Source organism: Acinetobacter sp. YH12231 (genome assembly GCF_013417755.1).
GTDB classification, from domain to species: domain Bacteria; phylum Pseudomonadota; class Gammaproteobacteria; order Pseudomonadales; family Moraxellaceae; genus Acinetobacter; species Acinetobacter amyesii.
Map to the genome: position 1 here is coordinate 68,834 of NZ_VPDJ01000001.1, position 13,573 is coordinate 82,406.

Sequence of the window (13,573 nt, forward strand, 5' to 3'; positions counted from 1 at the left end):
TGTTTTTTATTTCCGAAAGCGTTTAAGCAAAATTAATGTTGACCATCAAAGGTAATATTTGAATTTGCACGCAGTAAATGCTCACCGCCTTCTTCAGACAATTTAATTTGTAGACGCAGGTCGTTCGGTGAGTCGGCATGTTTGAGCGCATCTTTGTAGCTAATTTGCTTGGCTTTATAAAGGTCATATAAGGCTTGGTCAAAGGTTTGCATACCTAGTTCACGAGAACGCTTCATCAGGTCTTTAATTTCATGCACTTCACCCTTACGGATTAAGTCTGAAATTAAAGGTGAGTTGATCAAAATCTCAATGGCAGCACGACGTGAATTACCATCAATGGTTGGAATCAACTGCTGCGCAACCATTGCTTTTAAGTTCAAAGACAAGTCCATGAATAGCTGACTATGACGATCTGCTTCAAAGAAGTGAATGATACGATCGATGGCCTGGTTGGCGTTGTTGGCATGCAGTGTTGCAAAAACCAAGTGACCGGTTTCAGCAAAGGCAATCGCATAGTCCATAGTTTCTCGTGAACGAATCTCACCAATCAGAATCACGTCAGGTGCCTGACGTAGCGTATTTTTTAAGGCAACTTCGAAAGAGTCGGTATCAATACCCACTTCACGTTGGGTAATGATACAGCCTCGGTGTTGGTGTACAAATTCAATCGGGTCTTCAATTGTAATGATATGACCTTTGCTATTTTCATTACGATAGCCAATCAAAGATGCCAAAGAGGTTGATTTACCTGTACCCGTTGCACCTACGAAAATGATAATGCCACGCTTGGTCATCGCTAATTCTTTTAAAATCGGCGGTAATTTCAACTCATCCATCGTTGGAATAACGGTTTCGATACGACGCAGCACCATACCTGGCTGGTCACGTTGTTGAAAGGCGCTGACACGAAAACGAGCAGATTTACTGGTATTACTAATGGCAAAGTTACATTCGCGCGTATCGGCAAATTCCTTACGCTGTTTGTCAGACATAATCGAATGTAAGATTTGACCGACAGTCGGGCCCGGTAACTTAGTCGAGCCAATTGGCAAAATTTGCCCATTGATCTTAATCGAGGGTTCAACATCGGCTGTAATAAACAAATCCGATGCTTTTTTCTCCACCATATAATCAAGTAAGCCGTTAAAATCCATAACGATCGCCCCAGAAAAATAAAAAAATTACAAGAAAGATTCGGGTTGTTTCGCTGCAGTCCGTGCAGTTTGCGTACTAATAATGCCTTTTGCGACAAGGTTTTTTAAGCTTTGATCGAGTGTGGTCATACCGTAGTTGGCACCCGTTTGAATCGCAGAATACATTTGCGCGACTTTGTTTTCACGAATCAAGTTACGGATCGCAGGAATACCGATCATGATTTCATGCGCAGCCACACGACCGCCACCATTTTTCTTGAGTAGGGTTTGTGAAATTACGGCTTGAAGTGATTCAGATAACATGGCACGAACCATGTCTTTTTCTTCAGCAGGGAATACGTCAATCACACGATCAATGGTTTTTGCGGCAGAGGTTGTATGGAGTGTACCGAAGACCAAGTGACCGGTTTCAGCAGCTGTCAGCGCCAAACGAATGGTTTCAAGGTCACGCATCTCACCGACTAAGATAATATCCGGGTCTTCACGCAGTGCGGAACGAAGTGCTTCGTTAAAGCCGTGCGTATCACGGTGTACTTCACGTTGGTTGACCAAGCATTTTTTTGATTCGTGTACAAATTCGATCGGGTCTTCGACCGTTAAAATATGGTCATAACGGTTGTCGTTGATGTAATCAACCATCGCAGCAAGCGTGGTTGATTTACCCGAACCTGTTGGACCGGTCACCAATACGATGCCACGTGGATATTCACAAATATCTTTGAAGATTTGGCCCATGCCAAGATCTTCAATGGTTAGTACTTTTGAAGGAATGGTACGGAATACGGCACCAGCACCACGGTTTTGGTTAAATGCGTTCACACGGAAACGAGCCACACCAGGTACTTCAAATGAAAAGTCAGTTTCTAATTTTTCTTCGTAATCACGACGCTGTTTATCGTTCATGATGTCGTAAACCAATTTGTGCACTTCTTTATGTTCAAGAGCAGGAAGGTTGATACGACGAACTTCACCATCCACACGAATCATTGGTGGCATACCAGAAGATAAATGTAAATCCGAAGCGTTATTTTTGGCAGCAAAGGCCAATAGTTCTGTAATGTCCATAAAATCCCCGAGATAAAAATTAAATCTTAATTATTTTGATAGAATAATAAGGCTTTCCCACAGCTTAACCAACACTTAGTTGCAGGGCAATGCAAAAAAAGATGAATGAAATGAGAACCCAGTCAATGAATAAACTTCAAGAAGCACGAAATCAAGTCTTGCAGCAAATTGAGCAGGCTTGCCAACTTGCGGGTCGACCACAGCAATCGGTTGAATTGTTGGCTGTATCTAAGACGCATCCTGCTGAAATGCTAAGAGAAATGTATGCAACGGGGCAACGCTCATTTGGTGAAAATTATCTGCAAGAAGCGCTTGAAAAAATTGAGGCTTTGGCAGATTTAGAGATTGATTGGCATTTCATTGGTCATGTACAGCGCAATAAAACCAAACATTTGGCTTCAAACTTTGCTTGGGTGCATGGGGTAGACCGTTTGATTATTGCGGAGCGTTTATCAAGCCAGCGAGAAGCGACGCAAGCACCTTTGAATATTTGCCTACAAGTCAATATTGATGCGCAAGATACGAAGGATGGCTGTCAGCCGAATGAAGTAGCAGGTTTGGTCGCACAGATTTCTACGCTACCGAATTTACGCTTACGTGGACTGATGGTGATTCCTGCTCCAAACAATCCGCAAGCGTTTGCTGATGCCAAAATGCTCTTTGAACACGTCAAAGCACAGCATGCGAAACCTGAAGATTGGGATACATTAAGTATGGGGATGTCAGGCGATATGACTGATGCGATTGCTGCGGGTTCAACGATGGTTCGCGTGGGGACAGCATTGTTTGGCGCACGTGATTATTCAAAATAGGACAGAAGATTCAGCCTGCTTTCAAAAACTAGGCTTATAAAGTGTAAGCACAGCAGATAAATTTTCACAATAGATGAAACCTATGGGTTCAAAGTGAGCCTTTTAATTTGAACTTTCCATTAAAGTTGAGTACAAAATAATCAGGATGTTTTTGATATTGAAGTAATTCACACTTGGACAAATAGGGAAGTTCATGACGGCATATTATCAGTTGATTCAACGCGACGTAGATGCGCAAGGCTGTGTCACGGCACATTACCATTCGACCAATTTAGCACAAGGTGCATGGAATGCACATGAGCAACACATGGCACCAGCTACAGGCATTATTTGTGCTGAATTAGACCGTTTTTCACCACGTCATGATATGCGTATCGGGCGCATTAGCCTCGATATTTTGGGCTTAATTCCTGCTGGCGAGTTTGAAATAATCACGCAAGTGATTCGTCCGGGAAAAACCATTGAACTGATTGAATCTGAAATGCGGGCTCAGGGCAAAACCTGCATTGTGGCACGCACTTGGCGCATGATGACGCAAAATAGCCAGTCCGTGAAAGGTTTGGAGGATGCTGATGTGACTGGGCCAGAAACTGCGCCGATTTGGGACGGTATCCGTCAGTGGCCGGGGGGATATATTCAGTCGATTGAAGCAAGAAGCCATGGGCGCCGTGCAGGTCAAGGCATTGTGTGGCTGAGAACACAGCATGACATGGTTGAAGGTGAGCCGACTGCTGATTTTGTCCGTTTAATGGGCATGGTTGATACCGCCAATGGTATTGTTCCGCGTCAGGATTGGCCATTTGGCTGGGGCTTTCCAAATCTGGATCTACAAATCCATTTGCACCGTTTACCACAGGGACAGTGGTTAGGTCTGGAAACCGTGCAGCAGTATGGAGCGGATGGTGTTGGTTTGAGTAGTTCTGTATTGCATGATGTCCATGGCCCATTTGGGCGTAGTGAACAGATTTTAACGCTACGTCCACTCGGGACGTAATGATCTAGAGAATCAAAAATTATAAAGCCTGCTTTAAGCAGGCTTTTTTTAAGATACGATTTGGATGGTGCTTGCACCTGCTCCGACAGGATTGACTTGAATTTGCACAGGGATTCGTTCGTGCATTTCTTGAATATGCGAGATCAATACTACTTTACGGCCTTGGTTTTGCAACTGATCTAGAGCATTCATGACCATGTGTAGACTTGAGGCATCTAGCGTGCCAAATCCTTCGTCAATAAATAGGCTTTCGATTTTCGTTGTTCCTGATGCCATGCTTGCAATGGCTAAGGATAAAGCGAGTGCTGTTAAGAACGACTCACCACCTGAAAGCGAAGAGACAGAGCGAGTTTCGCCATCCATGTCATGATCGATAATGGCTAGACTTAAGGAATTTTCAAGGCGCTTTAAGGTATAGCGCTGTGAAAGTATCGCCAATTGCTGGTTAGCATACTCGATTAAAATATCAAGGTTATATTGCTGCGCCAAATCACGGAACTTCTTGCCCGTTGCATCGCCCATTAAGCTCGAAATTTTATTCCAACGATGTTCTTCAGATTGGATCTGTTGAATCTGATCGGCAAATTGTTTTTGTTTGCTGAGGTTAGAAAAATGAACATCTAACTTACTTTTAAGTTGATCTCTAAGTTCTTGCTGTTCTGCAAGGGCTTTAAGATTTAGTGCAATGACACGCTCGATTTGTAAAATTTGTATTTCAGGCTGTGTTTTTAAATGCTGTTTCAACGTTTCTTGAATAGCCTGAATACCTGCTTGAGCATCTGAATAGGCACGTTCTGCATTTAAAACACGCTGTTTAAGCTGCTGTTCTTGTTCATATGAAATTGCACTAAGTTGCGCTAACAGCGTTTCACTAAATTCTGAATTTTGGCTCATCCATTGTTGAAGCGTATTTTCAACATGCCTCATTTGAGTGACTAATTGTGTTTGCTGGGTGAGGTATTCTTTTAAGCGACTTTGACTGGTTTCAAAGGCTTGACGTACTTGATCGAATGTTTGACGAGCCTGATTGAATCTCGTCTGTAACAGTTGTCTGTTTTGGTCAAAATCATTTAACCAATCATGTGGTTTTTCAACTTGTGTTTGGGTCATCTCAAAAATAGTTTGAATCGCAATATCACTATTTTTTTTGCCCTCAATTGTTAAATTTTCAATTAGATTTTGAGCCGTTTGAATTTTTTCCTGACTAAATTTAATTTGTTGCTGATAGTGCTCAAGCTGTTGTGAAGTTTGATTATATTGAGTATTTAACTCGTGGCGTTGCTTTAAGTAATTTTGACGTTGTTGTAGTGTGTGATAAATCTGTTTAGCCGCGCTTAAAGTCGACTGTTCCCATAATTTTTTTTCTACGTCATTCAACACAATGAGAATATGCTGAATATTGATTTCAGCTTGTTGCACACTGGATAAGTGCTGTGTGGTTTGTTGAATTGAAGTTATGAGTGCATGACTTTGTTTTTGAGCATTTTCATGTGAAATTAAGGCATCTTCAGTTTGTTTTTGCGCTTGTTGTGATTCATTGATTCTTGTCTGAATCAGTTGCGCCAAGGCTTCATGCTGATGTGAAAAATCAAAAGAAATATTTAGAATATTTAATTGTTGTTGAAGCGCATTTTTTGCCTGATCAAGTTGTATTTTTAAGGTCGCTAGCTGTTGCGCATTGGCATCCATTAACGCGGTTTGCTGAGTGGAGGTGGTTTGTAATTTTTGCCAAGCTTCGAAAGCCACTTTTTCCAATGCAAGTGCTTGTTGTTCTTGTTGCGTTTGTAGTTTCAGTAATTCATCAGAAAAAGCTTCTTTTTCTGAATAAGGATGATGGGTACTTCCACAGACTAAACACGCTTCGCCATCGACCAAATCTGCACGCAATTTTTCAATATTTTCCGTATTCAGTAAGCGCTGTTGTTGCAACATGTGTTGCAGTTTTTCACGCTCATTTTTCTGCGTTTGATAGGTAAGTTCGGCCGTTTTTAGCTGCGTATGACTTTGTTTAATTTGCTGAGCTAGTGTACGTTTCACCGTCATGAGATTGGTGTTTTCAGCATCAATATTTTGGAAGCTTTGCCATTGTTGCTGAACAACATTGAGCTGATTTAATTTTTGTAAAAGCTGGTCACGTTCGTAACGTAGTGATGAAATTTTCTGATTGAGCGCATCTTCTTGCCCAAATGTTTGCGTTAATTTTTCAAGTTGTTTTTGTTGTGTCTGTAATTGTGTATTGGCTTGTTGCACATTGCCATAATTTTTTTCAAATTGTGCATAACTTTGAATAAATCGTTGAGTCTGTGTGATATGCGCTGAAAGTGCATCATCGAGTGAGGCAAAGTGATTTGAACTTTCTAGCTGTGCCGTGTGTTGAGCAATATTGGTTTGCAGTTGCTCAAGCTGTTCCTTCATCTGTTTTTCATTGTTGATATGCGGAACAAGTTGGTTTTCAATCTCTTTAAAATCACCTTGCGCTTTGCGTAATTGATCTACCAATACAAGACGTTCAGCAATCCGGTCACGCACCAGTTTAATTTTGTCTTGATGTTGAATCTCAAATTGATGCTGTTGTTTTTGTTCTGTATCTATTTTTTCAAAGATGGTTTTTTCAGCATTGAATTGTTGTTCAATCTCTGAAAAATGCTGTTGTGCATGTGTCAATTGCGGCTGTAATTGTGCAATTTCAAGCTTGATATTTTTTTGTTGAATTACACTTGGGCGTATAGATGAAAAGCGTTCAAGTTGTTGCAGTTGTAGCTTTTCAGGCGCAAGTGCATCAAGTTGTTGTTGCTGATTTTGTAGTTGTTGCTGACGTGCTTGCACATCAGTTTCGTATTTTTGCTTTTGTTCATACCACTGTTGATTTTTTTCGAACGCTGATTTTTCTATTTCCAGCTTTTTATATTCTGTAGAAACCGTATTGAATTGATTCGTGGTTGTTATTAGATCTTCATCAGACAATATTTCAATATGTCCTAAAACATTTTCCAGCTCTTTACGCTGATTGGCAATTTCTTTGGTTTTATCAAAGGCCAATTGACCAATTTTTGCGAAGATTTCAGAGTTGGTTAGATATTCTAAAAGTTTTCCACGTTCATTATCACGTGCTTTTAAAAAAGCAGTGACCTCTGATTGTGCGAGTAGTACTGTACGGGTAAATTGTTCGAAACTGAGTTTTATAATTTCGGGGATATGCTTTTCAACCTGTTTGGTTTGATTAGCAATAATTGTTTCGTCCGTTAAGCATTTTAGTGAACGCTGTACACTTTGCAATTTACCGTTTGGGTTTTCACGTGCACGTTTAATTTCCCAACGTGCAGCATAGACTTTTTGGTCTTGAGCAACAAAGCTGAGCTCGGCAAAGCCTTGGGCTGTACCACGGCGCAATATTGTTTGTGTTGATTTCGTGAGGAGTTCTGACCCATCTACATCAATAAGTTTACCATCGCTGTTTTTAAGACGTGGTACCTCGTTGAATAACGCCAAACACATGGCATCTAAAATGGTTGATTTACCTGCACCAGTTTTGCCAATAATTGCTACTAAGCCTGCACTGGCTAAAGGCTCAGATTCAAAATCAATAAAATGTTCACCCGCTAAAGATGCCAAGTTTTTAATACGTATAGATAAAATTTTCATGGCAATTCCTTAAGCGTTCACATCATCTTCAAGTGATTTTTGTGCTTCATCGACCAAACTTAAAAAATCTTTCATTACGGTGTCATCAGCACCATAGCCTTGTTTTTCCCAAAGGTTTTGGAATAATTTTTCAGGCGTAGGTGGATCAAGGTTGATTGCGGCTTGTTGCTGATTATTTTGATCTGAGTTTAAATAACGGCGGCTGATGCGCACCAACCGATAACGGTTCGGCGCTAAAGCCTCTTCAAACTGCTGTCGTAAATTCGGTGCAGGCGGGGTGTCGGTATGGTATTCAATTTCGACATATTCACGCTGATCAATATCTTCAATTTCACCGCTCGCCAAAGCAGATAATTGTGCCAAAACTTCTGGAATTGTGCCTTTGATGCGATGCAATTGCACACTGCGCGGAATTGCTAAGGACCCCATTTGAAAGCGTGATTCATCTGTTTGAGTTGGATCAATACTGATCTCAAGCACTTGGTGCTTATAATTAATTTCACTAAATGACAGGGGAATCGGTGAGCCGCTATAACGGATATGGGTCTGTGCGACTTTTTGCGGTTTATGCAAATGCCCAAGTGCGACATAGTCAATTACATCATCAAATAGGGCAGTCGAAAGCGCTTCTTCATTGCCAATAATAATCGGGCGCTCTGAGTCCGACGTTTCACCGCCTTGCATGTGGGCATGTGACATTAAAATTAAGGCTTGATCTGAAGTTTTACGTGCTTTGGCTTCCGCAATTAATTGCTGATGCACATAGGTAATAGCGTTTTGGCTATTGGTGGTTTGATCATTGAATCCGGTGATCTCGGCAGCCCGTAAAAAAGGTAAGGTTAGACACCATGCCACAATATTTTTGTGTTCATCATAAATAGGCACGAGTAATCGGTCTAAATCGAGCTGACCTTCAGTATTTTTATGGACCACGCCAACAGCTTTGGCATGGTATTTTTCTAATAATGGCTCAACTTGTTCAATACGGTAACCTGAGTCATGATTGCCTGCGATCATCAGGGTTTGCATGTGCGGGGCACGCACATGCGCATCGGCTAAAAATTGATAGAGCTGTTTTTGCGCTTTGGAAGCTGGGTTGATGACATCAAAAATATCGCCAGCTATCAGCAGGGCATGCGGCTGCTTTTGTTCTATTTGTTCGAGTAACCAATGAAGAAACTGTTCGTGTTCGTAGTCACGTGAGTGGTTATAGAAGAATTGTCCTAAATGCCAATCAGAAGTATGAAAAAAACGAACAGTCATGCAAGCCCCCAAAAATCAAAAAAATTGATTGGGGTCTAAAGTATCACAGATGTTCACATTTTCGAGGGTGATTAATCATTCATACGTCAAACTAAGTCGTTCTCGACAGTTACAAGGTCATCAATCTAAGCTGTTACTGTGCATTTGAATCGACTTGTACGAGGCCAAAGGTATTGTGGTCTGGGTCTAAGAAATAGCCTTGCCAACATTGACCAGGAATCGCAAATTTTTCCATGGCAATTTGACCACCCTGCGCCAAAATTTTCTCAGCGATATGGTCGAAATCTTCAACTTCAAAACTACAGGTAAATGCATTGGTGCCGCAGTGCGTTGGTGGAGTCTGAGCAGGGCGCTCTAAGAGGCCACCATGAATGCCTTGAGTTTCAATACGGAAGTATTGAATCGGTAGCCCTTCAACTGGGATAAATGACCAACCGAAAATCGCAGAATAAAAGGCAACTTCACGCTTTGGATCGGAGCTTTGAATTTCAAAATAGCAGAGCTGGTTCATTGTTATTGCTCTTTGTTTGATGGATTGCACATTTCAAATAGCAGAGATTTGAAATTAGGCTAAAAAATACTAAGAACTAGGAATATAAAATGTTGTTCTAATCCTGTATATAGGTGAATTATTGTACAGCGGGTATATTACCTGCATTTGGGGTAGCAGGAGATGCAACATGCCAAATAATCCTTTTGATGAAGAAAAACTTGCAAATAATATGGTGTATAAGACTTTATTAGAGTCTACATTAGCCATTCCTTGGTGTATTGATTGGGACAGTAAAACATTCAGCTATATTGGACCGCAAATTGAAAAGTTACTCGGTTGGAAACAAAGTAGTTGGAAAACGGTAGATGATTGGGCATCACGTATGCACGACGAAGACCGTAATTATGTACTGAATTATTGTGTTTCACAGTCTATGGCTGGTGTAGATCATGAAGCAGATTATCGTGCACTTAAAGAAGATGGTTCGTATCTCTGGATACGAGATGTTGTACATGTCGTGCGTAAACCAAACGGTGATGTAGATTGTCTTGTAGGCTTTATGTTTGATATTTCCGAGCGGAAAAAACAAGAAGAACAGCTACAAAAATTGCAACGTCAGCTCGAAGAATATTCATATAAAGATGGCTTAACCGGTATTGCCAATCGACGTTTGTTTGATGATTTTTATCAACGGGAATGGTTGAACGCGATACGCACGCAAAAGCCGCTGAGTTTAATTCTGATCGATTTAGATTATTTTAAACAATACAATGACTTGAATGGTCATGTGATTGGGGATACATGTCTGCGTCAAATTGCTAAAAGTTTGGAATCTTGTTGTACACGGCCTCGTGATTTAGTTGCGCGTTTTGGTGGCGAGGAATTTGCTTGGATTTTACCAGAGACCAATGAGGCAGCAGCAGCAATGATGGCCGATAGAATTATGGATGCCGTGCGTGCTGCACGATTACCGCATAAAGCCTCTGCGGTGTCGGAACTCGTCACACTCAGCATGGGGGTAAAAACCATTATTCCTTCAGATCTTGATAATCCAATGCAATTTCTGGATCAAGTTGATAAAAACCTTTATGTAGCCAAAAGACAGGGGCGTAATCGCTACTGTGCTGCATAACATAGATTTGCAGTTGTGACTTATTTTAAAGTTGCAGCAAGTTTTTAGTCAGTCGATATTTTATCGGCTGATTTTTTTGGGTGTAGAATATAAAAATTAAATGCTGAATACATAAGGCACAAAATAAAAGACCGACGATTCGAGTGATGATGAAATCGTCGGTCAAAAAATCGATTTTAAATTTAAGTGATGGCTGCTGTTCATACTTAAATTCAAAATGAAACTTATTGCTTTTAAAAAGGTCACCGAAACATTGTGGATGCCGTCCAAATCATCGGTTGCTACAGACCTTGTACCCTATATAACGTAGCTGATTACAGATTGGTTGACATGAAAATGAAAAAAAATGCATTTTTTTTTATACTAGGTGTCAACTTCTTCTTGGGTTAGGGTCATGGTGTCTTTAACACGTTATTTTTTCTTGTTTTTTTTCATTTGTTTAATCATGACCTGTATTTGCGGTGTGATCGCAGCATTATTGCCACAGGGTGTGGGTGGTATTTTAACGGTCGTACCCTATCTGATTGCCATGATCGTGGTGTTATTTCGGTTTTTAAATAAAAATCAGAGAGCACCGACACAGGCAGAACGTAAAAAATTTACCCTAGGTTTTAGCCTGATTTTTTGGTTATATAATTTTGGTTTTGTACTTTTGGGTATCGCAATTTTTTCAAGAAAAGATCCTGAAATTTGGCAAAATTTAATGCTCTATGTTCAACATCCTCAGTTTATGAGTTTAATGGTGATCATGTTATTACTGATGGCTATCCCTTTGTATTTAATCACCTATTGGTTTTATGGTCCGCAAGCACAGCGGATGGCTTCTCAAAAGTTTGGCGCATAAAGCTTGATCATCTGGTGATCTTGTTCTATAGATAACAGTATTATTTCATATAGATAAGAACAAATTATGCATCAGCCCACAGTACTGCTGACGGGTGGCAGCGGTTTTATTGGCACACATCTCATCAAGGCACTTTTAGCTGCGGATTATAAAGTGATTGGGCTCAGTCGTAAGGCTGGGCGTATTTCTAAATCACCACATTTAACTTGGGTACAGCAGCTCGATCAAATTCCTCATGACAGAATTGATTATGTGATTAATCTTGCAGGTGAAAGTATCGGCAAAGGTCGCTGGACAGAGACGCGTAAACAGCAATTATTAGAAAGTCGGGTCAAAACCACAGAAGCGCTGTATCAATATTTACGTAAACGTAAAATTTTTCCGAAATGCATTATTTCAGGTTCGGCTGTTGGCTATTATGGTATTGATATTGAAGAACAATGGACAAAAGTGTGCGATGAAAATGCTGCACCACAAGCCATTTTTATGTCAGAGCTATGCCAAAGTTGGGAGCAAGTCACACGCCAATTTCCTGAACAAAATACCATTATCACACGACTAGGTGTGGTCTTGGCTGAAGGTGGCGGAATCTTACCGCAAATGCTGCGACCGATTCAGCTCAATTTGGTCAACAAAATAGGTTCCGGTCGGCAGCCTTTTGTGTGGATACATATACAAGATGTGATCCGAAGTATGCTGTTTTTAATGAAACAAGCAGAGAAAAAACATGCATTGCTTGAACCCACGCCAATCGATCCGCATATTTTCAATTTGGTTGCGCCTGAAAAAACGACGCAGGCTCAGTTTGCGCAGATTGCAGCACGTCAATTAGCCAAAAAGCCGTGGCTCAATGTGCCTGCAACTATCTTTAAAATTTTATTGGGTGAGCAATCGCAATTAATTTTAAATGGTCAATTGGTTCAGCCAGCCGCATTATTACAGCAAGGCTTTGAGTTTAAATTTCCGACGTTAAAAGAAGCCTTGCAGGATTTATTGGCTTAGTTGAATTTGACGGATTGACCATTATTCGACACTTAATAATGCATCTTGAAACAGGCGAGTCGGACTATAGTGGTCTGCATTGAATGAAGGTGTTTCCCCAGTCATCAGTTCAGCCAATAACTGAGCTGAAGCAGGTCCCATGCATAAACCATTTCTAAAATGCCCAAAGTTTGCCCATAGATTGTCGAAATTTGGCATCTGCCCAATATACGGAATCCCTTCAGGGGAAGATGGACGCAGGCCAGCCCAAGATTTCACAATCGGAAAGTTGGCAAGCTCTGGTACCATGTCAAAGCAGGATTTTTGAATATGCTGCAAGGTTGCATCTGTGGTCTGAGTATCAAAGCCACATTGGCGCATACTTGAGCCGCAAACCACATGACCGTCTTGGCGTGGAATCAAGTACATGACTTTATTCATGCACATGGTCGGCAACCAGTTCTGCGGAGTTTTAAAGAGAAGCATTTGTCCTTGTACGGGTTGTACGGGTATCTCAATGTCTAGTTGTTCACTCCATGCGGCTGACCAAGCGCCCGTGGCAATAACGAATTGATCAGCTGTATGTTGTTTGCCATCTGCGGTGGTGATGGACTGGATACGATTGTCCGAACGGTTTAATTGGCGGATAGGGCAATGTTCATAAATCTGAACTTTGGGATGCTGCTGTAAATAAGCCGTTAATGACTGTAAAAGTCGCGGATTACGGATGTTGGCTAATTGCGAAAAATAAATGCCATGTGCAAAGCGTGCTGAAATGTGAGGATTAATCTGCTCAATTTGCTCGGATTGTAAATATTCCGCCTGTTGCATTGGATCTTGGTGCAAACGGGCATAATCTAAACCGATTTCAAAATCATCTTCATCAAAAATCAGCATCCCAGTTTCATGAATTTCAAAATCAATCCCAGTCATAGGTTTTAATTTTTCATTCCATCTTTGGTAGCTCTGTTTGCCATAACGTGCAAGCGCATTGACTTCATTGGGATATCGCCAAGGATACATCGGGGAGAGGATGCCACCACCGGCCCATGATGCAGCAGAACCTGTGCGTTGTTGGTCGAAAATCGTCACCGTACAACCACGTTCAACCAGTTCTAATGCGCTGAGTAAACCACTAATACCCGCCCCAATAATGGCAATATTCATGTTCTTTTAACCGATGAATGTATAAG

General features: G+C 41.1%; 11 protein-coding genes. 5 read left to right on the forward strand and 6 right to left on the reverse strand.

The window, feature by feature from the left end; translation table 11 throughout:
• Window positions 1-32: 32 nt before the first annotated feature.
• Window positions 33-1,154, reverse strand: a complete 1,122-nt coding sequence (locus FTV11_RS00350) for a PilT/PilU family type 4a pilus ATPase (protein WP_168379063.1) — start codon at window positions 1,152-1,154, stop codon at window positions 33-35.
• Between the two features lie 27 nt (window positions 1,155-1,181).
• Window positions 1,182-2,219 carry a type IV pilus twitching motility protein PilT gene (locus FTV11_RS00355; RefSeq protein WP_078190026.1) on the reverse strand — a complete coding sequence of 346 codons (1,038 nt, stop codon included), beginning with the start codon at window positions 2,217-2,219 and terminating at the stop codon, window positions 1,182-1,184.
• A gap of 125 nt (window positions 2,220-2,344) precedes the next feature.
• Here FTV11_RS00355 and FTV11_RS00360 point away from each other — a divergent pair, with 125 nt between their 5' ends.
• The gene (locus FTV11_RS00360) at window positions 2,345-3,031 is read left to right on the forward strand and encodes a YggS family pyridoxal phosphate-dependent enzyme (RefSeq protein WP_180040456.1); all 687 of its coding nucleotides are present in this window, start codon (window positions 2,345-2,347) and stop codon (window positions 3,029-3,031) included.
• Window positions 3,032-3,224: 193 nt separating this feature from the next.
• Window positions 3,225-4,025: a thioesterase family protein gene (locus FTV11_RS00365; RefSeq protein WP_078193098.1), complete on the forward strand. Its 801-nt coding sequence runs from the start codon at window positions 3,225-3,227 to the stop codon at window positions 4,023-4,025.
• A gap of 48 nt (window positions 4,026-4,073) precedes the next feature.
• Here the strand turns inward: FTV11_RS00365 and FTV11_RS00370 are convergent, their stop codons facing one another.
• The 3 genes from FTV11_RS00370 to FTV11_RS00380 all read right to left on the reverse strand — a co-directional run bounded on the left by FTV11_RS00370 (window position 4,074) and on the right by FTV11_RS00380 (window position 9,441).
• Window positions 4,074-7,667, reverse strand: a complete 3,594-nt coding sequence (locus FTV11_RS00370; RefSeq protein WP_180073196.1) for an AAA family ATPase — start codon at window positions 7,665-7,667, stop codon at window positions 4,074-4,076.
• 9 nt (window positions 7,668-7,676) lie between these two features.
• Entirely contained in the window at window positions 7,677-8,930 is a 1,254-nt protein-coding gene (locus FTV11_RS00375) for an exonuclease SbcCD subunit D C-terminal domain-containing protein (RefSeq protein ID WP_168379059.1), read from the reverse strand.
• A gap of 133 nt (window positions 8,931-9,063) precedes the next feature.
• Window positions 9,064-9,441: a VOC family protein gene (locus tag FTV11_RS00380; protein ID WP_168379058.1), complete on the reverse strand. Its 378-nt coding sequence runs from the start codon at window positions 9,439-9,441 to the stop codon at window positions 9,064-9,066.
• A 169-nt stretch (window positions 9,442-9,610) separates the two neighbouring features.
• Here FTV11_RS00380 and FTV11_RS00385 point away from each other — a divergent pair, with 169 nt between their 5' ends.
• From FTV11_RS00385 to FTV11_RS00395, 3 genes are all read left to right on the forward strand, one after another.
• Entirely contained in the window at window positions 9,611-10,555 is a 945-nt protein-coding gene (locus FTV11_RS00385) for a GGDEF domain-containing protein (protein WP_180073197.1), read from the forward strand.
• A gap of 394 nt (window positions 10,556-10,949) precedes the next feature.
• The gene (locus FTV11_RS00390) at window positions 10,950-11,399 is read left to right on the forward strand and encodes an ABZJ_00895 family protein (protein WP_168379056.1); all 450 of its coding nucleotides are present in this window, start codon (window positions 10,950-10,952) and stop codon (window positions 11,397-11,399) included.
• Window positions 11,400-11,465: 66 nt separating this feature from the next.
• Complete coding sequence (locus FTV11_RS00395; RefSeq protein WP_180022278.1) at window positions 11,466-12,401, forward strand: TIGR01777 family oxidoreductase; 936 nt, start codon at window positions 11,466-11,468, stop codon at window positions 12,399-12,401.
• Window positions 12,402-12,422: 21 nt separating this feature from the next.
• Here FTV11_RS00395 and thiO read toward each other — a convergent pair whose 3' ends face one another.
• The gene (thiO, locus tag FTV11_RS00400; protein WP_180073198.1) at window positions 12,423-13,547 is read right to left on the reverse strand and encodes a glycine oxidase ThiO; all 1,125 of its coding nucleotides are present in this window, start codon (window positions 13,545-13,547) and stop codon (window positions 12,423-12,425) included.
• Window positions 13,548-13,573 lie beyond the last annotated feature (26 nt).

Bases quoted from the DNA above. Each gene is read 5' to 3' on its own strand.
- FTV11_RS00380 (WP_168379058.1), bottom strand. From the start codon at position 9,441: ATGAACCAGCTCTGCTATTTTGAAATTCAAAGCTCCGATCCAAAGCGT.
- FTV11_RS00350 (WP_168379063.1), bottom strand. From the start codon at position 1,154: ATGGATTTTAACGGCTTACTTGATTATATGGTGGAGAAAAAAGCATCG.
- FTV11_RS00390 (WP_168379056.1), top strand. From the start codon at position 10,950: ATGGTGTCTTTAACACGTTATTTTTTCTTGTTTTTTTTCATTTGTTTA.
- FTV11_RS00365 (WP_078193098.1), top strand. From the start codon at position 3,225: ATGACGGCATATTATCAGTTGATTCAACGCGACGTAGATGCGCAAGGC.
- FTV11_RS00360 (WP_180040456.1), top strand. From the start codon at position 2,345: ATGAATAAACTTCAAGAAGCACGAAATCAAGTCTTGCAGCAAATTGAG.
- FTV11_RS00395 (WP_180022278.1), top strand. From the start codon at position 11,466: ATGCATCAGCCCACAGTACTGCTGACGGGTGGCAGCGGTTTTATTGGC.
- FTV11_RS00355 (WP_078190026.1), bottom strand. From the start codon at position 2,219: ATGGACATTACAGAACTATTGGCCTTTGCTGCCAAAAATAACGCTTCG.
- FTV11_RS00385 (WP_180073197.1), top strand. From the start codon at position 9,611: ATGCCAAATAATCCTTTTGATGAAGAAAAACTTGCAAATAATATGGTG.
- FTV11_RS00375 (WP_168379059.1), bottom strand. From the start codon at position 8,930: ATGACTGTTCGTTTTTTTCATACTTCTGATTGGCATTTAGGACAATTC.
- thiO (WP_180073198.1), bottom strand. From the start codon at position 13,547: ATGAATATTGCCATTATTGGGGCGGGTATTAGTGGTTTACTCAGCGCA.
- FTV11_RS00370 (WP_180073196.1), bottom strand. From the start codon at position 7,667: ATGAAAATTTTATCTATACGTATTAAAAACTTGGCATCTTTAGCGGGT.